Here is a 24,058-nt window from a genome sequence, read left to right as displayed (position 1 = left end):
GACGACAACGCGACTGAAAAGACGGTTTGGGTCATCACCAATCACCACGTCGTCAACGCGGCCAAACGTGTTGTCATCCAACTTCCCGACGAATCCGAATTGATCGCCGATGACGTGTACAGCGACCCGGACAGTGATATTGCCGTGTTGCGCATTCGGTCGGATCGCCAATTCGACATCGCAACGCTCGGTGATTCCGACGAACTCGAAATCGGCGACTGGGTGCTCGCCATCGGAAGCCCCTTCAAACTCGAAGCGACCGTGTGTGCGGGAATCATCAGCGCGAAGAACCGAGGCTTGGAAAAGATCCGTCGCGGTCGACTCTTCCAAACCGATGCGGCGATCAACCCGGGCAACTCCGGCGGTCCCCTGGTCGACCTCGACGGAAACGTGATCGCGATCAGCACCGCGATCGCCACTCGCAACGGCGGGTACCAGGGAATCGGGTTTGCCATCCCGGTCAACCAAGCCCGCTGGATAGCCCGCGAGTTGGCGCAGTACGAACGCGTGCGACGCGCCGCAATGGGAGTCCGCCTTGCTGAACTAAATCCGAAACTCGCGAACAAACTCAATCTCCCTTCCTACCTCGGTGTGTTGGTCTACCAAGTCATCAAGGACTCCGCGGCCGATGTCGCCGGTCTCGAAAGTCTCGATGTGATCCTCGAGTTCGCCGGTCAACGGGTTCGGAAAATGAGCGCACTGCAACAAGCCGTCGAACAACAGCCCGTCGGTTCAACACAAGACATCAAGATCCTTCGCCGTGGCAAAGAGATCACCAAACATATTGTGCTTGCCCCCTTGGAAGACCCGACCGCGGTTCCCAACCAAGACGACGCCGATGAAGACGATACATCGGCCGAAACACAACAACCGTAAACCGGCGGTTCACGGACCGCCGCGACCGGAACAGCGACCGACGAAGAACATGCAATAGCAGACCGGCGTTTGAGCAACCCACCACCTGCATGCGTTAGAATAACGGCAACGTTATCCCGACGCGTCTTCTCAAAGGTGGTGAACGAAGATGTCCAACGAAACTGACGAGCCCGGCAGCGAGCCTGACAATGAGGCCAAGGTTGACAAGTTCAACTCGGGCGAGTCCGACACTAACGAGGGCAGTACTATTAAGGCCAGTGCTAACGAGGCCAGTACTGACGAGCCCAGCGGCGACTCGGCAATCGAGACCACCTCCTCGCAGCACGAAGCGGCATCGGATGAGTTGAACTCACCGGGACAACCTGCCTTCACCGAATCGGCCTTCGCAATGCTGGTCGAGATCGCCGCCCTTGCCGTCTGGACCTTGGCAGCAGACCTGTTTGTTTTTCGCGCCCGCGGTTATTTCGCGATAGCCGCGTTCTTTCTCGTCGGGTTGGGCACTCTCATCATCTTGCATCTGGTTCGATCGAAATGGTCAAACCGTGATAAGGCCCCGTTTTCCCTCGCCACCACCGGCTTCGCCACATGGGCGTCCGGGGCGTTTCTTTTGATCGTGATCGTTCGATTGTTTTGGTCCGGTTCGGTTGTGACCTCGGTGGCAGCGAGCTTTGTGTTTTGTTCGCTGGTGCTATCGCTGTCGGGTTGGCTGCCGACATTGTCTCGCACCCTCACCCTTCTCGCGTTGTCACCCTATTTCGGCATGGACCGTATCCCTCGGCTCCAAAAACTACGCCGTGGCGGGACGCTCGACCGTCATCCCGGACAGTGGCTTTCATTCGCGATTCCTCTTGTCGCGGTCGTTGTCTTTGGCGGGATCTTCGTGATGGCCAACCCAGACCTCGTTCAACAATTTGGGGATTGGATTGGCAGTTTCTCCGGGCGACTGTTTGACTTTCTCGCACAGGTTTCCTTTTGGGAGTTCCCGTTTTGTGTGCTTGCCTTCTTTGTGGGTGCCGGGTTGCTGCGTCCGCTCGCGAGAAACACGTCACGGTGGATCACGCTGCTGTTTAGCGTCGGCGAATCGCATCCAACAACCGATTCACCTGAGTCCACTGAAACGCAATCGCAATGGTATCCACCATTTCGCAACATGTTACTTGCGTTGATCGCTCTTTTCGCCGCCTACCTTGTCTTTGAGTTCAAAACGTTGTGGGGACGCGAATTCCCCGACGGTTTCTACTACGCCGGATACGCTCACGAAGGTGCCGCTTGGCTGACCGTGGCGTTGGCCCTGGCAACGTTCACGTTGTCTTTGATCTTTCACCATGACATGTTTCGAGACCCGCGCGTTGTTTCCCTGCGTAAGCTCGCATGGGTTTGGTCAGCGATGAATCTGATACTGGCACTCGCTGTTTACAATCGACTGTGCATCTATGTCGGATACAACGGCATGACTCGTCTGCGGACGATCGGATTTTTCGGGATCACGTTGGTTTCGATCGGCTTCGTGCTCGTGATTATCAAAATACTTCGACGGCACAGTTTCCCGTGGCTGATTCAATCTCAGTTAACCGCCTTTGCAATCGCTGTCGTGCTCTACAGTGTCTTCCCGGTAGATTACATCGTACATCGCTACAACACGAACCGAGTCGCAGCGGGATACCTGAAACCATCGGTGATGGTTGCGGTCAAACCGATTGACGACGAAGGGGTGTTTCCGTTGATTGATTTGATTGATCACCCGGACGCGATCATTCGTGAAGGCGTGCGGGCGATGCTTGCGTCTCGGCAACTCGATATCGAATCGTATTCCCGAGACACCCCCTGGAGCTGGGATCGATATCAGTACTGCAAAACATTGCTCTACCGGCGTCTGATGGAACACCAACCCAAATGGTCGGCGTATATCGATGACGCAGACCGACGCCAAATCGCAATGGAAGATTTCCAGTCCTATGCGATGCAGTGGTACTGATCGAACGTACAACCTCCCCCGCGACATTCTGACACGGTTGTTTCCGAGCTCCGCATCGTCACCTCGATTGCTATAGACTACAGGCCGTTACCAACGCAGCATTTGCAAACGCGTTTCAAAAGGTCGTATCTCATGCATTCGTGTTCTTCCGACGTAGCGGTTTCAGACAAACCGCGTGGCAAAATCTCCCGGCGCCGCCTACTGGGCCGAACTCTTTCGGCGGCCGTCGCAACGAGTTCTCTCGCGGTTCCTCGTTTCGTATCCGCATCGACACTCGGACTCGGCGGAGCCGTTGCCCCGAGCGACCGGATCACTGTCGGTGGAATTGGAATCGGCCGACGCGGCACTTATGATCTCGGTTGCTTCCTCAAACAATCCGATGTGCAGTTCATCGCCGTTGCCGATATCAAAGAAACGCAGCGAACCGGTATCAAGGCGAGAGTGGATGCTCATCACGGCAACGCCGACTGCGACACCTACCGCGACTTCCGCGAGCTTCTCGCGCGTGAGGACATCGACTCGGTCTTGATTGCCACGGGTCCGAATTGGCATGCGACCGCGGCATGCTACGCGGCCCGCGCGGGCAAAGACATCTACTGTGAAAAACCCTGCACCAAAAACATCGAGCAGAGTTTGCAGTTGGCCGACACGATGCGCCGCACCGGTGTTGTCTTTCAGGCCGGCACGCAGCGTCGCAACCTGCCCCATTTCGAGTTCGCATGCATGCTGGCGCGGACGGGACGGCTCGGAAAGCTGCACACCGTACACGCTCGGCCGGCGGGCATGAAAACCAAAATGAGCGGATGGCTGCCCGAGCAGGACCTACCGCCGATCGAGCAGGTCGATTGGAACATGTACCTCGGCCCCGCCGCCTATCGGCCATACAACAAAGCGTGGCTCGACGGTTTCAATTTTGAAAAAGGCGGCGGCCTGACCGGCGGTGGTGTGCTCGAATGGGGGTCCCACTGCGTCGACCTTTGCCAGTGGGCGGCCAGCGCTGATTCGACCGCGGCAACAACGTACCACGCCCCTCAAGACGGCCGCATCGTCGCAGAGTACCCATCGGGCGTCGAACTGGTTATCCGAGACGACGGATGGCTGCCGCTCGGTTCATGCCCCGTTCGTTTCGAAGGCGACACGGGATGGATCGAAACCGGCGACAGTGGCAAGTTCGTACTCAGTTCCCCCGAACTGCTCGCCGGCCGTGTCGTGGAGGAAATCGGCGGTTACCCCGCGACGTTCCACGTTCGTGACTTCCTCGACTGCGTCAAAACCCGCAGCCAACCGCGTGCTAATGCGGAGGCAGCCTGCTACGCCCACATCACCTGTCATGCGGCGAACGTCGCCGCTTACCTCGGGCGTGACGTTCAACTCGATACGACGACGTACGATTTCATCGATGACGAAGAAGCAAACCGGTTGCGTGGTGAAGCTTCTCGAGAACCTTGGCAACTGTAGAACCCCCGCACACTAGCAAAGCTCACTCTCATGTTTGCTCGAACCATCATTTTATGCCTGTCCCTCTTTTCCGCACCCTGCGTCTTCACCACATCCCATGGCGATGAGGTGCCGTCCGAAACCGAGATGATCGCGGCTCTGACCTCGGACGCCACACCCACAGCGGAGAAAGCGATCACATGCAAACGGCTCGCTGTCTTTGGATCCTCGCAGTGCGTTGAAACCGTAGCCGCGTTGCTGCCCGACCCGGAGCTGAATTCATGGGCCCGGATCACTTTGGAAGCCATTGATGACCCCGTCGCCGACGCCGCGTTGCTCGACGCACTTTCCGCTACCGAAGACCTCGCACGGGTTGGCGTGATTCAGTCACTCGGTGTCAAACGCGTTAAGGAAGCAGTCGGTCCGCTGACCAAGCAACTCGCAAGCGAAGATGTACTTATCGCCCAGGCCGCTGCCCTCTCGCTCGGCAAGATCGCTAGCGACAACACCTCCGGTGACAACACTACCAATGACAATGCGATCTCCGCTCTCGAGGCTTCGCTGAGCGACTCACGCATGAGTGTTCGATCGGCCGCGGCGGAAGGGTTGATTCGCGCTGCCGAACATGCGATGGAAGTGGCAGATTCTCCCTCGGAAGCAGCTCAGCGGCTTTATGATCTCGTTCGTCAAAGCGACCTTCCGCCCCCACGAATCGTGGAAGCCACTCGCGGTGCGATTCTTTCGCGCGGGGTAGACGGTATCGATCTGCTGATGGAAAGCCTGCAATCCGAAAACAAACGAATCCGCTACATCGCGCTGACCGCGGCCCGGGAATTGGACGGCGACGGGGTGACCGATGCATTGCTCGCGGCGCGCCCGCGGGTCCCCAAATCACAAGCCGCGTTGTTTGTGATCGCACTCGGCGATCGGAACGACGCTGCCATGCTCGACGCGATGCTCGAAACCATTCGGACGCCGGCTCAATCCGACAACGACATCGATATTCAGACTGCGGCCATCGGTGTCGTTTCAAAAATTGGGAACGCAGCCAGTTTGGACACGCTGCTCATAGCCGCCGTTAGCGAGAACGCCGTCATCGCATCGGCGGGCCAAGCGGCGTTGGCTACTTTTGGCGACGAAGCCGTGGATTCAGAAATTCGATCACGAGCACGCCACGCGAGCGGGAAGGAATTGGCCGCATTGATCGAAGCGATCGGTGCCCGCCGGATCTCGGCGATTGATGTTTTGGTGGACGCCGTCGACGACTCCTCACCTTTGGTTCAAACGACCGCGATTTCGGCTCTCGCAAATGTTGCCACCCTCGACGAGATTCCGCTTCTCATCGAGTTGGCGTTTAAGAACAAATCCGCGACCTCTCCGGCAATCAAGGAAAATGCCAAGCAATCGCTCCGCGCCGCCGCAGTCCGCATGAGTGATTCGCCTCAATGCGTCAAACAACTCGAAGACGCGATGCAGCGGGTTGCCCCCGAGTCGCAACTCGCGATCATCGAAACGTTTGCCGCGATGGGCGGCCCCGGCGCACTCTCGGCCATCGAAAAAGCGGCGATGGGCGACAACCTCAAACTACAGGACGCGGCCACCCGTTTACTCGGCAATTGGATGACGGTGGACGCCGCTGATGTGCTGATGAAAATCGCACAACAGCCCAACCACCCGTATCGCATCCGGGCCGTCCGTGGCTATCTGCGGATCATTCGTCAATTCCGAATGCGCACCAAAGATCGCAACGCAATGGTTGCCGCGGCACTCCCCATCGCCGACCGTGATGAAGAGAAACGTTTGATTCTCGATGCGGCGAATCGCTACCCCAACGTCGCGATGCTGAGGATCGCGGTGGGACTGAGCGAATCAGAATCGCTGAAGAGCGAAGCTCAGGCAACTGCGTTGAAGATTGCCCAAGAACTGGACCGCACACCGGCGGTAGAACAACTGCTCGCGAAGATGGATTTGCGTGAGGTCGATATCGAGATCATTCGGGCAACCTACGGGTCATCGAGTGAAAACGTGGACGTCACTGCGAGGCTGCAAAAGTTGTCGGGCAAACTTCCGATCATCTTACTCGACAATCCGAACTACAATTCGACTTTCGGTGGCGACCCGGCTCCTGGGTCGAAGAAACAACTGCGCATCGAATATCGTATTGACGGTAAACCGGGCAACGTGACTTTCAATGAGAACGCCGCCATCGTCTTTCCCCTCCCTCAGTAGAGTTTCATGCGTTTCCTCTGTTTGTTTTGCCTGAGCGTTGCACTCGGTTTCAACGCGATCTCAACACCCCACTCGTTCGCGGAAACAACCGCAACGACGCAGTCATGGCCAGGATCGAAAACGAGTTGGAAAGGATTTGACCGATTTGACTTTGAAATTGACGGCCGGTCCGCATTTGTTGTCTGTCCCCGAGTCGCTGCACCAGGAAACCCATGGGTGTGGCGAGCACGCTTCCCGAGCTTTCATGCCGAGGCGGATCGCATTCTGTTGGACCGTGGCTTCCACGTGGCACACATCGACACGCGGGACATGTTCGGCAGCGATCGCGCGATGCAACATTGGAACGCGTTCTATCACTTCCTAACCGATCGCGATCTTCACCCCAAAGCGTCACTCGAAGGAGTCAGTCGGGGAGGATTGTTCGTCTACCATTTCGCCTCGCGATGGCCGGAACGTGTCGCCTGCATCTACTGTGACACGCCGGTCTGTGACATCCGCAGTTGGCCCGGTGGCAAGGGAACCGGGCGTGGCGATTCGCGTTCCTGGCAACGATGCCTCGATGAACATGGTCTAACCGAAGAGACGGTGTCGCTGTTCGACGGCAACCCGATCGACAATCTTGCCCCGATCGCATCGGCCAAAATTCCGATCCTGCACATTGTTTCTCTCAACGACGAAATCGTGCCGCCTAGCGAGAACACGTTTATCCTCGCCAAAAGGTATCGCGAACTCGGCGGAAAGATGGACATGATGGAAGTCGCCAACGGCACCGAAAAGTCAGGTGGCCATCACTTCCCGCACCCCGATCCGCTTCGCGTCGCGGATTTCATGGAACGCAACAACGCGTGCCTGCCGTCGAACAACGACTACTTCGTCTTGCGAGGCACCCTCGGTAATTGCCGCGCGGTCTTCGAAAACGAAAAACGCGGCCGTGTTGCTTTCTTGGGCGGATCGATCACCAGCATGAATGGATGGCGAGATCTCGTTTGCGAATACCTTCGCCATCGTTTCCCTCAAACCGAGTTTGACTTCGTTGACGCTGCGATTCCTTCAACGGGATCCACGCCCGGTGCGTATCGACTTGAAAACGACGTGCTAAGCCATGGCAAAGTTGATTTGCTGTTCGAAGAAGCCGCCGTGAACGATCTGCACAACATGCGAACGCCGGTCGAAATGACGCGTGGCATGGAAGGCATTGTCCGACACGCAAGAAGGGCGAATCCGCAAATGGACATCGTCATGCTGCACTTCGTCGAACCGCGGCACATGATCAACTACCGAAACAACGTCGTCCCGGAAACGATTCAACAACACGAGGAGGTCGCGGAACACTACGCCGTCCCCTCGATTCATCTCGCCGAAGAAGTCACCGATCGTATCGACGCGGGACAATTCGACTGGGAGAACGACTTCGTCAACCTGCATCCGTCCACGTACGGACACTCGATCTACGCGTCCACGATCCGCCGCATGCTCGGCACCGCGTGGGAATCTCCATCGGCGCTAGGCGATTCCCTTCTCAAACACGAGCTATCACCACCGATCGACGCGTTCAGTTATGACCGCGGCAAATACATGCCGCTCGATTCGGTGTCCGATCCATCTGGGTTTGAAATCATCGATGAATGCGACCCGCGCGACAACGAAGTCGGAGGGGCGGTACGAGAGGGATTCGTGGACGTACCGATGCTCGTCGCGACAAAACCCGAGTCGACTTTTTCGATGAAGTTCGACGGACGCGCCGTCGGTCTTTTTGTCACGGCAGGTCCGGACGCGGGTATGATCTCCTTCCGGATTGATGACGGCCCTGAGCAAACCCGTGACTTGTTTACAAAGTGGAGTCGCGGCCTGCACATCCCATGGGCACACGTTCTCGCGAGCGACCTCGAACCGGGTCCACACCGGATCACCGTTCGGGTCATGCAAGAGAACAACGAATCGAGTCGCGGCCACGCATGTCGGATCGTGCACCTGCTCGTCAACGGTTCCTAACGTGCTACAACGATAGGATGAACCTTCTCGAACTTTCCCACCGCGCGATGGCGTGTGATTTCGTCGTCATGGTCCGTGACGACGGTCGACGCATTGGTCGTCGGTCGGCCGCCGATATTGCGCTCGATGCTCTTGAGTCGATTGATGCGGTCGAGCAACGCTTAACCGTTTACGACTCCCAAAGTGAAACATCAGCGGTCAACCGATCCGCAGGGCAGGGGCCGGTCACGGTCTCGAAGGAGACATTCGATGTGCTGAAACATGCCGTTGAGATGAGTCGTTGTCTCGGCGGTGCGTTCGATGTGACCGCCGGGCCGCTCATCGACGCTTGGGGGTTCACGACCCGGCAAGGCCGAAAACCGACAGCGCAGGAAATCGAGGACGCCCGGAGCAGGGTGGGCAGTTCGCGGCTGATGCTCGACGCGAGCAATCTGACCGCAGAGCTGACTGAGCCTTCGATGCAAATCAATTTGGGGGGAATCGGAAAAGGCGATGCGATTGACCGCGTGGCAGATCGATTGATGTCCGAGGGGGTCAACGACTTTCTGATCCACGCGGGACAAAGCAGCGTTCTCGCTAGAGGAAACCAGTTTGGCCCGTCCAATTCCGACGCGGATTGTTCGGTGGCATCGTCCGGCGAGGAGTGCGACGAAGTGCCACCTCGTGGCTGGAAAGTCGGAATCGCTCATCCGACCAAACCCAACCGACGGCTCGCCGGGATTTGGCTCTGTGACGCGGCACTCGCGACGAGCGGCAGCGGCAAGCAGTTCTTTCATCACCGAGGAAAACGTTATGGGCACGTCATCGATCCGCGAACCGGTCAACCCGCCGGCGATCTGCTGTCGCTCAGCGTGCTGACTCGGCGAGCGATCGACGCCGACGCCTTGGCGACCGGGTTGTTTGTGATGGGCCGCGAAGGTGCGAAACGCTTCGCCGAAAACGACGCGGAAGACTCCGCTAAGAAATCCTCCGTTGCCTCAAGTGCGTTGGCGGATCCTGCGATCACGTTGCCGTTGATCATGGTGGCTCCGACGCAGCGTCAAGACGATGTTGAGATCGAAACCATCGGCGAGTGGGAATGGGCAGATCCGCCTGCGGGTGCGGAAACGGATGACCGCTTGCTATCATGAGAACATGAACACTACTCCCGCATCATCGCAGCAAAATCCTGCCTCGACTTCCGCGGAATCAACACCGCCCGAGCCCACCGAATCCACTCCCTCGACCGACATTGACCAGTCGGCCTACGAAGACCCTCGATCGATCGCGCCCGTCGCCCAACTTTCCGCCCGAGGTCTGTTCATCGCACTCGGCGCGGTTTGCTTGTTCCCGTTGATCACGTTGAGCGTCTACGCGGTCATCTTCGGAAAAGCGAGTGAGCACAAACTGCCCGTCAGCGTGCTCATTGACCGGCGGCCGTTGCCCACCCAGGACGGCAACAAGCGTCTGCTCGAAGACGTGGTGGTGATCGAAAACGAAGCCGACTTTGAAATCCCCAACATCACCGTCAACCTCAACGGGCAGTACTTCCTCTACCAAGACAAACCGCTCGCGGCCGGGGAGGAATTGGTGGTCCGGCAAGCGGCTTTTGCGACCAAGAGCAACCAACGTTGGGTTCCTGGCCGCTATCGACTCGATGACATCACCGTCACCGGTAAACTGCCTTCAGGTGCCCGCGGCGTGACCGAAGTTCAGTACTAGAGGTGCGTCAAAGCCTAGTTTTAGGGTCGCGAAACTCGCCAAGAGTTTCGGGAGGGCTCGTGAATCACCGAAAGTCTTGGCGGTTTGTCGATTTATTCAAGAGTCAACCTGTTTTCGTTTAACCGGTAGCCGTAGGCGACGTGAAGTGGCAAGTAGGTCGCCTTTGGCTGCCCGTTAAACGAATAAATCGACAAACCGTTGGCGACTTTCGCTACGGCCTTAACTCGAATTTTTGGCTGGATCTGTCCGCGAAGCGGAGAGAACACGCACGTCGCCCAACGCACGAAACGGGCCGCGAAAGATGGCGTTGAAAGCCATGCGACTCGAGAATGGCTCAGAGTCGTCGCCACTCCCAAAAGAGTCCACTCCTATAAGAGTAATGAGTGGCTGCTCCGAGTGAGACCTTAGACATGTCCGGATGATCGACCCTGTGCCCCCAGGTGCCGACCATCCGAACACTGCTAAGTCTTGAGGATACCCCAGAAGCGTTCTCGAGACGCGAGGTCTCGTTGGCGTTCCATCCTCTGTGCCCGCAATTGACTATCGGTCACTGCCACGGCTCGATCGACAGAATCCGGCAAAAAGAGCTGCATTTTGAGCGGGATTTGGTTCGCTCTGTCCCAACCTTTTCGGCTAGGACCGCTGACGCCCACTTTGCCAGGGGGGCGGAAAACCTCGTCGGAACACCCCCTCACGAAATCACCGCATCACCGGGTGCGTTATCGGCGTGCTGGACTACTTCTTTTGGGAGACCCAACGCACGAGGGATCGAACCATCACCCCGGTAGCACCCGCGTCACGCGAGGCTTTGGCGGAATCAACGAACGCCGGACCGGCGATATCGATGTGCAACCAAGGCGTGTCCTTGACGAAATGCTCGAGGAATTTCGCTGCTGTGATCGCACCGCCCCACCGGCCTTCGCCGACGTTTTTGATGTCGGCGACTTTGCTCTTCACCTTGTCGTTATACAGCGTGAACATTGGCAGTTGCCAAACCGGTTCATTTTCGACATTCGCGGCGGCAGTGACCTCGTTGCACAACTCCTGATCATTCGTCATGAAGCCCGCCACGTCATTTCCAAGCGCGACCATGCAGGCACCGGTCAGTGTCGCCAGGTCGACAATCGCGGCAGGTCCATGCTCCACGGCGACGTCGAGAGTATCCGCGAGAACCACACGCCCTTCGGCATCGGTGTTGAGAATTTCGATCGTTTTGCCCGATCGCGTTTCGATCACGTCGCCGAGTTTGTAGGAATCGCCGCTGACCATGTTTTCAGCGAGCCCGCACAGACCGATGACATTTCGTTTGATGCCCAACTGCGCGATCGCCCGCATCACCCCGACCACCGTGGCGGCGCCGGCCATGTCGCACTTCATGTCCACCATGCCTTCGCTCGGTTTGAGCGACAGGCCGCCACTGTCGAACGTCACGCCTTTTCCGACGATCGCGATCGGTGGCTCCGAGCCTCCGCCGTTGTGTTTGAGAATGACCAAACGCGGTGGGCTCGCTGACGCACGACCGACTGCCAAGATAGCGCGGCACCCTTCCGAGGCGAGGCGATCTTCGTCCCAAATCTCGCACTCGAGCCCATCGGCTTTCGCCATTTCGGCGGCCCGGTTTGCGAATTCGCTCGGGTTCATGATCGTCGGCGGTTCGTTCACCAAGCGACGGGTGTGGTTGATCGACGAACCGATCTTTTGGCCGCTCTGGGCCGCCTCTTCCGAAACGCCAACAAACGTGAAGGCGGCCGGAACAAAGGTCGACGGTTGGCTCTGATACAAATGCTGGCCTTCGCACGCCGTCACGGCTCCGGCGATCAACGCATCGTGATCGTCGCTCGCGATTTCTTTGCCGACATAGAAGGTAATCTGATCACGTGCTTTATCGGCGAGCTTGCGAACCACACTCGCTCCGATATCAACCACTCCGCCCCGGTTGAGTTTCGCTGAACTTCCCAAAGACGCGACGACCAACATCGGCGCCTGCTCGCTCGGTGTCGCGACCGCGACCAACTCACCAGCCGTCCCGCTGATTTCGCCCGAGGCGATCAAACGGTTGACAACCGCTACAACAGATTCGTCGAGCGCTTTGCAGACATCCGCGTCGCATGAAACAACCGCGTCGCCGCCATCGGAGTCGTTTTGAATCGCGAAGATGACCAAAACACCGGGATCTTGGGGCAATTTCGCGGAAACGGTGATTTCAGGTGCGGGCAACGGCAACGGCTCAACCATGTTCGAACTCTCGATGTGCAGGATGTCAGAAGGCGTTCAATGTCGAGACCGCAGCCTCGAGTTCCATCAGGTGCAACGTACCGGGTGCGCCCCCTACTCGGCTAGCGGAGGGACGGGGCTTCTGAGCAGAAACCATCGTGCTTGAGAACCGTTTTCTTCAGTGATTCGCGAGCCGATCTTCCCCCGCCTTCGCTTCCTTGGCGTACTCCCGCAGTGGTTTGGGCAGCGGGAATCGGACGTCTTCCTTGCGAATTTCACGTGGTTCCACGGACGCGTCGAACCGCTGCTGCAACCACTCGATCACGGACTGGACGACCGATTCGGGCGCGCTCGCTCCGGCGGAGATCAACACCGTGTCGTCCAATTGGAACTGTTCTTCAGACAAATCCTGTGGTCCGTCGACCAAAAAAGCGCGCTGTCCCTTTTCCGCGGCCAGCTCCCGCAACCGCTGGCTGTTGCTGCTGTTCTGACTACCCAAAATGACGACGACGTCAGCCTCATCGCTCAGTTTGCGAACCGCCTCCTGACGGTTCTGCGTCGCGTAGCAGATGTCCTCTTTGGGAGGACTCTCGATCTCGGGGAAACGGCTCCTCAATCGTGAGATCACTCGATTGGCATCATCGACACTGAGAGTCGTCTGCGTCAGGTATGCCAAACGCGTTCCTTCGGGAAATTGCAGGGCATCCACGTCCGCCTCATCCTCGACGAGAACGATCGCCTCGGGGGCTTCGCCCATCGTACCGAGCACTTCGTCGTGTCCCTCGTGCCCGATCAGAATAATCGTGTAGCCTGCCTTGGCGTACTTGATCGCTTCCAGGTGAACTTTCGTCACCAACGGACAGGTGGCGTCAATCGCGAACAACTCGCGTTCTTTCGCGGCCTGACGGATTTCGGGCGAAACCCCGTGAGCCGAAAACATCAGCACGCTTCCCCGGGGTACCTCGTCGACCGCGTTGACGAAGACCGCTCCTTTGCCCTGAAACTCGTTCACGACGAATTGGTTGTGAACGATTTCGTGATAGACATACACCGGCGGCCCAAATTTTTGCAGCGTCAAGGAGAGCGAATCAATCGCCATGTGTACGCCCGCACAGAAACCACGCGGGGCAGCCAAGATAATTTTCATAAAACGGTCAAACGCGACAGGGGCCAATCGATAGTCGAGACGAATTGTCACCAGGGGAACTCGAAACATCGCCGACGGGGTAGAATAACCGCAGACACACGGACTCGTCCAACGGATGATCCCTCCGGCGTGGTCGTTTTCCCGGTTGTCCATCGAACCTACCCGCAACTTCGGTAAATTGATTTGCCTGCGGGCGTTGCCGGTTCCGTGCTAACCGCGGCGAACGCCGATCGGCTGACCAGGTTTCGGTGGGGTCCTGCACGTTTTCGCCGCGTGGGAGTGACCGCACCACCTTCAGCCCCCACGGGTGCCTTCTTCGTCGGGTGCGTCCATTTTTCCAGGCAGTCCACACGAGCCCTTCCACGCGATCCTCTTGAGCCCTCGTTCTTCCGACCGTACACCGACCGCAGCCCAGCTCGCCGATGCGCGGCGTCAGTGTCGTCGCATCTCACGTTCGCACTACGAAAACTTTCTCGTCGGCAGTCTGCTGTTGCCGCGGAAGATGAGGCAGCCGTTCTTTGACATCTACGCCTTCTGCCGAACCGCCGACGACCTCGCCGACGAATCTCAATCTCCCGAGGAGGCCCGTGAATCACTCAACCTTTACCAAGACTTCATTTCGCGGATCTATGAAAACCGATCCGTATCCGGTCTGTTCATCGCTCTGGCCGACACGATCGGTCGGTTTGAATTGCCGCGTCAACCATTCGATGATTTGCTCAACGCGTTTTTGCAGGACCAAACGGTGCAACGCTATGCGGATGAAGAGTCATTGTTGAACTACTGCACCCGTTCGGCCAATCCGGTAGGACGTCTCGTTCTCGCGTTGGCCAACAGCGACACGCGAGAGAACGTGCAGACGAGCGATGAGATTTGCACCGCGTTGCAGCTCGCCAATTTCTGGCAAGATGTCGCTCGAGACTTCGCGATCGGCCGGATCTACCTGCCTGCCGACTCGATGAAACAACACGGCTTCGATGAGTCATTGATCGAACAAACACTCCGTTCCAACGCCAACACCCCTCGGTGCATTCGCGACGCGATCGCCCACCAGTGCGACCGGACACGAACACGGTTTGAACGGGGTTGGGTGTTGTGTGACCGAGTGCCGAAATGGCTCGCGGCGGACGTTGAACTATTCATTCGTGGCGGCCTGGCAACGCTCGATGCGATCGCCCGAATCGATTACGACGTTCTTCGTCACCGCCCCCGTGTTGGGAAAACCAAACAGGCCTCTTTGTTTGCGTTGACTCTACTGCGGCGTTTCTCAATCCGCCAAAGTCACACGCCAACGAATCGTCGATCCGCGACCATCGGAGAGGGAGCCCAATGAGATCGCCGAAACACAAAGAGGTCGCCAAGAGCTACGCCGCCGTCCGCCGAATCTCCCGCACCAGCGGCAGTAGTTTCTACCGTTCGTTTTGGCTGCTGCCACGCGACCAACGTGACGCGATGTCCGCGCTCTACGCGTTCGCCCGAATCACCGACGACCTCGGCGACAGCGACGAACCCATCCTGCTGCGTCGACATTGGCTTGACTGCTGGCGACAAACCACGGCGATGAATCTGATCGGCGAAGCCAACGGGGAAATCCGGCTCGCCGAAGGCATGGAAGAACTTTCCGCCGAGGCCTCCATTGACCTGGTCGGTCGTGCCCGAGAGATCATGCCCGCTCTGCGGCACGCATCGGACCGCTATTCGATCCCGTCACGCTATCTCCTTGAGATTGTCGACGGGGTGCTCGCCGATCAACAAAAGAATCGCTTCGACACGTTCGAACAACTCGAACATTATTGCTACCTCGTCGCCTCGGCGGTCGGCATCGCCTGTTTGTACATTTGGGGCTTCCGCTCACCACTGCCCAAACAAGCCGCAGTGGATTGTGGGCTCGCGTTCCAGTTGACCAATATCCTGCGCGACGTCTGCGAAGACGCCGCTCGCGGACGCATCTATCTGCCGCGGCAGCACTACGAACAACATGGCCTCGATGAAGACGACCTGCTGAACCCACGACGGGATGCCCGACTTCGGTGCCTGATCCTGGACGAAACCCGCCGAGCGTCGGAGTTATTCGATTCAGGTTGGCGCGTTTGGGATTCCCTCGACGATACCGGCCGGCCGATGTTCAGCATGATGTGGCGAACGTACCGGGCATTGCTGCAACGAATCGCCGAAGACCCTGACGCCGTTGTCCGTCATCGTGTTTCGCTCGGCATGCGACAACGCCTCGGGATTGTTTCCAAACACTTCGTCGGTCCACTTTATCGTCGACTGCCAATCCCACCGGTCGAGATCGGCAGCAACCTCAACGCCCCTGACAACACATCCGCAAAGCCGAATCCGTGACGAAGGACTTATCCAGTCCCTCCGCTGACCGCAAACGCATCGTGATCGTTGGCGGAGGAATCGCGGGCCTCGCCGCGGCGATGGCACTGACCGCATCAGAACGCAGAACCTCGCAGTCCACTGAATTCGACGTGACCGTTCTCGAATCGAGGAAAACGGCAGGAGGACGAGCGGGCTCATTCGTCGACCCATCATCCGGAGCGACCGCCGACTATTGCCAACACGTCGCAATGGGCTGCTGCACCAATTTCATCGACCTGATCGACGACGCCGGGCTCGCGGACCAGTTTTCTCGCGATGAGGAATTGCAGTTCTACCACCCTTCAACCGGGCTTTCTTCTTTCCGCGCCCACTCGACCTTGCCGCCACCGTTGCATTTGAACTCGGCGCTCTCGGGACTCGCCTATCTTTCATCGACGCAGAAACTCCGCATCCGAACCGGGCTGTGGTCGCTCATGCGAACGCGCACCGCAAAGCTAGCGAATACGACGGCAGCACAGTGGTTGGCCGCCCATCATCAAGACGACGTCGTCCGCTCCCGATTTTGGGATCCGATCCTCGTCAGCGCGCTCGGCGATCTGCCCGAACGGGTTTCCATGGCGTCGGCTAGAAAAGTCATTATTGATGGCTTCGCAGGAGCCCGCACGGCCAGCAACGTGTTAGTACCGCGCAGTTCGCTGTCGACCATTTTTGGCCAGCAAATGATCTCGGTTCTTAAACAGCGAGGAGTGACGTTTCGTTTCAGCACCTCCGTCCGCTCGATCCAACCGCTCTCCACAGAACGCACATCGCTGTCCCCTTCTCCACGCCACCGTGATTTACGTCGCAGCACAACAATCGAAACCTCACACGACGAAACGATCGATGCGGATCAAGTCATCCTGGCAACGTCGTGGCGTTCAGCATCACGATTGATTCGTTCACTCGAAGTCGAAGAGGAAATTACCAAAGCGTGGCAGACACGTACCGTGGACGCTCTTGATTCCATCTCGCCGTCACCCATCACCGGTTTGCACTTGTGGTTGGACCGGAACCTCACACGTCATCCGCATATCGTCATGGTGGGAACAACGGCGCATTGGCTATTTCAACACGGTGTCGACCACCAAAACGCTTCGGCGGGTTACTATCATCAAGTCGTCATCAGCGGTCGACATGAATGGAGCGACGCATCCAAGGAACAACTCATCGAACGCGTCATGGACGAACTTCGGATCGCGTTTCCTGAATCACAAGCAGCCCAATTGATGCACTGGAGAGTCGTCACAGACCCCGCGGCCGTGTTCAGCGTGAGTCCCGAATTCGAAGCACAACGCCCCACCACACAAACACCGATCGACTGGCTGCACCTCGCCGGTGACTACGTGCAAACCGGTTGGCCTGCCACGATGGAAGGCGCGGTCATTAGTGGCCGCATGGCTGCGGATCGTGTTCGCCAAACCTACCATTCGAAAAACACCACTCCCGTGCCACCGAGCGTTCTGCCCGGTTTGCCTCGTGGGATGCTCGCCCGATGGTGCATCCGCGATTGATACTTGAATTCACGATTGATTCTTGATTGGCTGCCCCACGCAACTCATTACCCCGTGCAGCATGATTTGCGAATAGAATGGGGGCCGACGAACCATCGAGTTCTCAATCATGATCGGCACCAACAATCGTCCCGTTTGCTAACCCAAACGGCGATCGACCGGCCGCCTCACGTTCCCCCACCCCGCCTCCCTCCTCATTCTTCGAAACGGAATCCCCGATGCCTACTTCGAATCAGCACGACAACTCTTCTACTGCGCCGCAGGCTTTCTCTACTGCGTCGCAGTTTTTATCTACTGCGTCGCAGGCCAACCCGAGCGAAAGTCGCCGAAAGTTTCTCCGTGGAGGTCTGGTCACGACCGCGTCCGCTCTATCGGTTTCTTCCACACTGCACGCAAACGAAACCCCTGCGGTTCATCAATCGACCTCAGACACCTCATCGTCGGGTGAACCAATCCGCATCGCATTGATCGGATGTGGAGGCCGGGGAACGGGAGCATTGAATGACTCGATGAGCATCAACGACAACGTCAAACTCGTTGCCCTCGCTGACCTGCGAAAAGAGAAATGCGAACGCACCCGCAAATCGATGTTCGGTCGACACAAAGAAAAGGTCGACGTCGCCGACGACAAAATGCACGAAGGCCTCGACGCCTACAAACGTGTTTTGGATGACCCGAACGTCGACTTGGTGCTGCTGACGACTTCCCCCGGCTTCCGTCCATCGCACCTCGCCGAAGCCGTTGACGCGGGCAAACATATCTTTGCCGAAAAACCGACCTGTGTTGACGTGGCCGGATACCACACCTGCCTAGCCGCTCACGATCGGGCGGTCACCAACGGAACCGCGATCGTCACCGGAACGCAGTATCGACGTCAAACCAACTACGTGGCAGCCGTCGAACAAATCCGACAAGGAGCCATCGGCGATATCGTCAGCGCAACATCACGATACTGTTCCAACTCCATCTGGTTCAAAAATCGCCAACCCGGCATGAGTGAACTCGACTATCAACTAAACAACTGGATGCACTTCATCTGGTTGTCAGGAGATCAGATCGTTGAACAAGCCGTCCACAATATCGATGCGATGAACTGGGTGATGGGCTCCGCTCCGGAAACCGCCTACGGGTCGGGCGGACGCTTTACCCGTCCTGATGGCAGTGAAATGTGGGACAGCATGTCGATCGATTACCAATATCCCGGCAACCGCGTCCTTTCATTCATGTGCCGTCAAATCCCAAACACCAAGAGCGACAACGGCAACGTGATCTATGGAACCGAAGGCACCATGTACATCGACGCCCTCAGTCGTGGTTCACGCATGATGGACCGAAAAGGAAACGAAGTATGGTCAGCGAAGGGCAGCATCTCCGACGCCTACCGCCACGAACACAAAGAACTGGTTGATTCGATCACATCGGGAAAGCCAATCGTCGAACTCAAAGAAACCGCAAAAAGCTCACTCACGGCGGTGATGGGCCGTTTGGCCGCCTACACAGGCCAACAGGTAACCTGGGATTTCCTCACCAAGAAATCAACGTTGAACCTGTTCCCCGAATCGCTATCACCTGACAACTTCCCCGCGTCATCCGGGCACGCCATACCGGGTCAGACCAAATTGACCTAGGGCCCACCGCGTCCGCGACGAACGAGCATTTCCTGCGGATCAATTGATTGATCGGTCCGTTTAGATGAAATGCAAATATGTTAGGATCTCCGTACGAGTTTCATCTGCGGAGGTCTTCACAAGGAAAAGTATCCCATGAGCGATGCCGTTGCCCACCTCATCTTTGACGTCGAGAGCATTGCCGATGGAGAACTGATCTCCGCCGTTCGCTATCCCGAAGAATCCCTCACGCCCGAAGAGGCGATCGCGAAGTATCAAGCCGAACGTTTCGAACAAACCGGTTCCACGTTCATCCCTCACACTTTCATGGTGCCCATCTCGGTGGTGATCGCGAAGGTGACCGCCGACTTCCGCCTGCTCGATATCAAGTCGCTCGACGAACCGCATTTTCGCCCCCACGTCATGACCAAACACTTTTGGCAAGGCTGGGAGGCGTACAGCATGCCGCAGTGGGTCACCTTCAACGGACGCTCGTTCGATATCCCACTGATGGAACTCGCTGCGTTTCGCTTCGGGCTATCGATCCCCAAGTGGTTCGATGACAGCGGCTATAAATCTCGCCGAAACCGATTCAGCACCCATTCGCATCTCGACTTGCAAGAACTGCTGACGAATTTTTCAGCGGCTCGTTTTAACGGCGGCCTCAACCTCGCCGCCCAGTCGCTCGGCAAACCGGGAAAGATGGGACTCAGTGGCGATCAGGTCCAAGCCTACTACGACCGGGGCGACCTGAAGGCGATCAGCGACTACTGCCGGTGCGACGTGCTCGACACCTACTTTGTCTTCCTGCGCAGCATGGTTCTCACCGGTCGAGTCAACCTCGCAGGTGAAACGAAACTGATCGCCCAAGCACGCGAGTGGATCGAAGAACAAGCCAAAACATGCCAAGCGTGTTCTGACTACATGGACCATTGGTCCGAATGGAAGAACCCGTGGAAAATCGACGAGGACGAAGCACTCGCGACGGCAACCGCGCCTCTCGAACCATCCGGCGACGAACCTTCCACGTCCGCCTCCTGTGATGTCCCTACCGCCGAAGAAGAACCTACTTCCCCGCCAACACCTCAAACGGAATCGCAGGAAGGTAGCCGTAGTTGATTCGACGCGGCTTGGGATTCGGATTCTCCTCGGTCGGTTTCGCGGTGATCTCCTTGTACACGCTCATCAGCAAGTTACCCCGTTCGCGCGGTTGGAGTTGCTTCTCCTCAGCAGCCGACTCTTTATCGACGTCCAGTTCGATCGCAAAACCTCCGGTGTTGGTCTGGATGATCGTGGCTTGAAGAGCATCGAGCGGATCTTCCACATCGACGAAGATAACCTCAGGGTCGAAGTTTTTTGATGACGGCACGATCGGAAGGTACGTTTTCTTCTTCAAACTCAAGGTCGCTTTGACAACGCCGTTGGGAATGGAAAAGGGCATGTTGCCTCCACGTTTCCCGTCGACGACCACGTTCCAATTCTCCACCGGAACGAGATGATGCCAGATAAACGCTTGCATCATGTTCTCCGCCGGAATCGCCGGTCGAACCATCGCTCCACCTCGACGCTTTCCACCCGACTCACCCTGCATTTCGAGTTGGAAAGGTTCTTTGCGTTTGGCGGCTTTGACCGAGGAGGATACCGCTAATGTCATCGCGATATGGTCCTTGCCTTTGGGGATCACGTTCCCGTCGATTCGAAAGCCGTCAGGCGGTTCAACCAACGACACCTCGATGTCTTCATCGAACCCATCTTGCCGCATCACAAAAACGTCGATCGGCACGACTTGCCCGGCTTTGACGATTAGGTTCGAAGGCGTCACCCGGAGCGTGTACGACGGGCGTGGGCGATGCAGCGAGAGACGGTAGGTGAACTCGCTGCCCCCGTCGTACTGTGCGTTGTTGATATGCAGATAATGCGCACGCCCACCCGACAAGGTCGCTGATAGATGGGAGTCGGCATGGTGAGTCTGCAGTGCCAACGTCAAGTCTTCGTAGTCATCGTTGAACGCGACTTCATTCCCGTCCGCATCGGTCAAACGCAGCATCGAATCAAGCGGTGAGCCGAGACGCCGTGCAAAAACCTCCGCAACCAATCGCCCGCCGCCTTCGATTCGATAAACGTCCTCATCGCCGGGATAGTTGATCCGACCATTGACCGTGACCGGCATGGAAATCGTCTGAGCCTCCGATTGCGTGTTGTTGGGTTCGCTATCGAACACCTCCGGCCACAATCCAACCTGCAACGGAAAATGCACCCCGATTCCACCTGACTGTGCCATACGACAATGCATCGTCGGCCGAAAACGCTTGCGTGCCATCGTCGAAACCGAAAAACGATTGTTCGTTAAGTTCCATCCTCGCACCTGAATCGTCTGATCGGAATCAACCGGCGCCCCCAACGGAAAGATTCCTGTCACAAAAGGGATCTCGCCGACGGTCAATCGATAAACAAAGTCCTCGCGTCCTCGGTAAAGCGAGTCGCGGATTTCAATGATGTATCGACCATCTCGAGGAACCTCAAAATACATCACCGGGTCCTGGCGAAAATGAAACGAATCGGAATAACCAACCTCTCGGCCGTCCTCGTCGGTCAGCCTGAGAACGGCTTGGAACCATCCTGGAACCGCATCGGCGAGGTAAGGGATCACCTCCCTCGCATCCACCTGGATCACGAGCTTCATTCCTTTGCGTGCCTCAAACGCAAAACGATCTGTTTCGCCCGGCATGATCTGACCGTTGATCACCGTGGGCAATGTGTCGACAACTTCATCGACCGTTTCGACGACGCTCACGATATCGCTCGGTGGCGACTCTTTCACCTCTTGCCATCGACCGATGTGCAGCCACAAGGGGTTGGATATCGAGGCCCCATCAATCAGACGCAACTCCCGTTTACCGAGCTTGGCGTTGGCGTCCACGGTCAATCGAACACGAACCGTCTCGTCGAGCTGTTCATTCGGCTGACGTTTAGGATCTCGATCTCGCCGTCGGTAGATCTCCATTTCGCGAAGTTGCTTTTCGGTCACGCCCGCATACTGCGCAACGTCTGCTTTTGTCGGTGTTTTCCCACCCTCGCCTTGTAACTCTGCGGTTAGTTTGGCCTCGGCTTCCCTGAGCTTTCGATTCAACTGCGCAAACTCGCCACGCAACATCGGACGGTACCAGTCGAGTATCTCCAACGTGACTCCATCACCGGATAGAAAGAAGTCATCGGCATCTTTGAGGTACTGGCCACCCAAGGTGATTTCGCAGGACATCCCGCGTTCACAACCGGCCGGATACGCGTACGCCAAATGCGGCCCCCGGCCACGTCGCTGAGCCTGGGCGATGTCTCCGGTGAACATCCATCCGATCAGGAGTAGAAGGAAGAAACGAACAGCGAGACGACAACCTTGAACCAACTTCATCAGATCAACTCCGTCAAACGTCCGCCGCTCTCGAGCCCTTCATCCTTGCCTGGAGTTGCTCGCACGAACTCTCCCATCGGATGTGGCAAACTGGCCTCGGGATCGATTCCCAACAATTCATACATCGTGCCGATTAAATCACCGGGATAGACCGGTCGATCTTTCACCGTTTCCCCGCGAGAGTCGGATTCGCCGACGACTTGACCGCCTTTGAAACCACCGCCCGCTAACAAGCTCGAAAAGCAAGCACCGAAATGGTGTCGCCCGCCGTTCCATGGCGACTCCACGGCAACTTTTGGACTGCGGCCGAACTCGCCAATGCACCAAACGATCGTGTCGTCGAGCATTCCTCGATCACTCAGATCGGCAATCAACGTTCCCAAACCACGATCCAACTCCGGCAATTTCCGTCGCATCGTCGCAAAGTGATCTTTGTGTGTGTCCCAACCACCATGGTTGATCGTAACAAATTTCGCCCCGTTTTCGACCAACCGACGCGCCGCCAAACATGACTGCCCGAATTTGTTACGGCCGTAACGTTGTCGCATCTCGTCGGGTTCCTGTCCGAGGTCGAACACGCGTCCAGCGTCGCCCACGATCAAATCATATGCCTCGCTGCGTGCCTCCGCGGCGGCCTGCAATCCTGCGTTCCGACCGATAACCTTGCTGAGCGAGTTCAGCTTGCCTAGCAACTCGCGTCGTTGCCGTTGTTGGTTGTCCGAGAGATCCTTGCTAATGATCCCCTCCACCTCAAATCGTTGAGCATTCGGATCGCCACCGGTTGCAAACGGTTTGTAACGGATCCCCATAAAACCGGCTTCGGAGAATCGGCCCATCGGCTGCGTCAAAACGATGTACGGCGGTATCAAACTCTTCGCCCCTGATCCGTTTGCGGTTGCCTCGGAATCAGGAAATCCTTTGAACGCGGTGACAACGGCGCCCGCGGCGGGATAAACCAACCGTCCGGGCATCCGTCCTGTTTGCGTCAAATAGGACGCTGTCTCGTGCCCGTTCTGGCCATGGGTCATGCTCCGGATCAACGAATACTTGTCCGCAACCTTTGCCAACTCGGGCAACAATTCACCGATTCGAATTCCCGCGACGTTCGTTTCGATCGGATGACTTAGCGGCCCGGTGTAGTCGCTCCCGGAGTCCGGCTTTGGATCGAACATGTCTGTATGCGCCGGACCACCGGACAACCAAATCTGAATGACGGCTTTCGCTTTCGCCGTTTCTGCGGGCACGGCAGGAACCCCGGCATCACTCACCGCCGTTGCCGCCTGAGCGACCGCGAGACGCGACGCCATCGCCAACCCCGCACCACTGAGCAGGCTACTGTGCATCACTTGCCGACGGGTCAAACCCAAACCACACGTGGCGTGATCGCTGTAATAATGCCGCATTGTTCTTTCCTCAAGCCATTCAGTGCTGAAACAAAAACTCATCGCTGTTGATCAATGCCCACGCGAGTTCGCGAGTTCCCGCAGCATCCTGACACCATGTGTTCGCGATCAACATTTCATCGTCACTCGGGTAACGAGACAGAATCGTGAGATAAACCAACTCCGCCTTTTGCGTGGTGTTGATTTGACC

The 24,058-nt window shown here is 57.3% G+C and carries 16 protein-coding genes; 12 read left to right on the top strand and 4 right to left on the bottom strand.

The window, feature by feature from the left end; translation table 11 throughout:
- The 7 genes from RSSM_RS28370 to RSSM_RS28340 all read left to right on the top strand — a co-directional run.
- A partial coding sequence (locus RSSM_RS28370; protein ID WP_044303897.1) for a S1C family serine protease occupies positions 1-876 on the top strand: 876 nt, incomplete at its 5' end.
- A gap of 148 nt (positions 877-1,024) precedes the next feature.
- Positions 1,025-2,851, top strand: a complete 1,827-nt coding sequence (locus RSSM_RS28365) for a DUF4153 domain-containing protein (protein ID WP_008687945.1) — start codon at positions 1,025-1,027, stop codon at positions 2,849-2,851.
- A 132-nt stretch (positions 2,852-2,983) separates the two neighbouring features.
- On the top strand, positions 2,984-4,309 hold the full coding sequence (locus RSSM_RS28360; protein WP_008687944.1) for a Gfo/Idh/MocA family protein: 1,326 nt from the start codon (positions 2,984-2,986) through the stop codon (positions 4,307-4,309).
- A gap of 30 nt (positions 4,310-4,339) precedes the next feature.
- Positions 4,340-6,517 (top strand): HEAT repeat domain-containing protein, encoded by a 2,178-nt coding sequence (locus tag RSSM_RS28355; RefSeq protein WP_008687936.1) that lies wholly within the window; start codon positions 4,340-4,342, stop codon positions 6,515-6,517.
- A gap of 6 nt (positions 6,518-6,523) precedes the next feature.
- The gene (locus RSSM_RS28350; protein WP_008687934.1) at positions 6,524-8,509 is read left to right on the top strand and encodes an SGNH/GDSL hydrolase family protein; all 1,986 of its coding nucleotides are present in this window, start codon (positions 6,524-6,526) and stop codon (positions 8,507-8,509) included.
- Positions 8,510-8,526: 17 nt separating this feature from the next.
- Entirely contained in the window at positions 8,527-9,639 is a 1,113-nt protein-coding gene (locus RSSM_RS28345; protein WP_008687932.1) for an FAD:protein FMN transferase, read from the top strand.
- A 4-nt stretch (positions 9,640-9,643) separates the two neighbouring features.
- Positions 9,644-10,210 carry a hypothetical protein gene (locus RSSM_RS28340; protein WP_008687930.1) on the top strand — a complete coding sequence of 189 codons (567 nt, stop codon included), beginning with the start codon at positions 9,644-9,646 and terminating at the stop codon, positions 10,208-10,210.
- 735 nt (positions 10,211-10,945) lie between these two features.
- Here the strand turns inward: RSSM_RS28340 and RSSM_RS28330 are convergent.
- Positions 10,946-12,445, bottom strand: coding sequence for a leucyl aminopeptidase (locus RSSM_RS28330; RefSeq protein ID WP_008687925.1), 1,500 nt, complete (start codon positions 12,443-12,445; stop codon positions 10,946-10,948).
- Positions 12,446-12,602: 157 nt separating this feature from the next.
- Positions 12,603-13,571, bottom strand: a complete 969-nt coding sequence (ispH, locus tag RSSM_RS28325) for a 4-hydroxy-3-methylbut-2-enyl diphosphate reductase (RefSeq protein ID WP_044303900.1) — start codon at positions 13,569-13,571, stop codon at positions 12,603-12,605.
- Positions 13,572-13,944: 373 nt separating this feature from the next.
- Between ispH and hpnC the strand changes: the two genes are divergently transcribed.
- From hpnC to RSSM_RS28300, 5 genes are all read left to right on the top strand, one after another.
- A complete protein-coding gene (hpnC, locus tag RSSM_RS28320) occupies positions 13,945-14,904 on the top strand; it encodes a squalene synthase HpnC (RefSeq protein ID WP_144060194.1) in 960 nt (319 codons plus the stop codon).
- Complete coding sequence (locus RSSM_RS28315; RefSeq protein ID WP_008687917.1) at positions 14,901-15,917, top strand: phytoene/squalene synthase family protein; 1,017 nt, start codon at positions 14,901-14,903, stop codon at positions 15,915-15,917. The genes hpnC and RSSM_RS28315 overlap by 4 nt, the downstream gene beginning before the upstream one ends.
- Positions 15,914-17,449, top strand: coding sequence for a hydroxysqualene dehydroxylase HpnE (hpnE, locus tag RSSM_RS28310; protein WP_008687915.1), 1,536 nt, complete (start codon positions 15,914-15,916; stop codon positions 17,447-17,449). Before RSSM_RS28315 ends, hpnE begins: the two co-directional genes overlap by 4 nt.
- A 218-nt stretch (positions 17,450-17,667) precedes the next feature.
- On the top strand, positions 17,668-19,077 hold the full coding sequence (locus tag RSSM_RS28305; RefSeq protein ID WP_008687913.1) for a Gfo/Idh/MocA family protein: 1,410 nt from the start codon (positions 17,668-17,670) through the stop codon (positions 19,075-19,077).
- 135 nt (positions 19,078-19,212) lie between these two features.
- Entirely contained in the window at positions 19,213-20,175 is a 963-nt protein-coding gene (locus tag RSSM_RS28300) for a 3'-5' exonuclease (RefSeq protein ID WP_044303896.1), read from the top strand.
- Here the strand turns inward: RSSM_RS28300 and RSSM_RS28295 are convergent.
- The gene (locus tag RSSM_RS28295; RefSeq protein WP_008687908.1) at positions 20,123-22,465 is read right to left on the bottom strand and encodes a peptidase; all 2,343 of its coding nucleotides are present in this window, start codon (positions 22,463-22,465) and stop codon (positions 20,123-20,125) included. The two genes, RSSM_RS28300 and RSSM_RS28295, sit on opposite strands and share 53 nt — an antisense overlap.
- A complete protein-coding gene (locus tag RSSM_RS28290) occupies positions 22,465-23,868 on the bottom strand; it encodes a DUF1501 domain-containing protein (protein WP_008687906.1) in 1,404 nt (467 codons plus the stop codon). Before RSSM_RS28290 ends, RSSM_RS28295 begins: the two co-directional genes overlap by 1 nt.
- Between the last annotated feature and the right edge of the window lie 190 nt (positions 23,869-24,058).

Source organism: Aporhodopirellula sallentina SM41 (assembly GCF_000346505.1).
In the GTDB taxonomy this organism is placed as follows: Bacteria; Planctomycetota; Planctomycetia; order Pirellulales; family Pirellulaceae; genus Rhodopirellula; species Rhodopirellula sallentina.
This window is presented reverse-complemented; position numbering and strand designations above follow the sequence as displayed.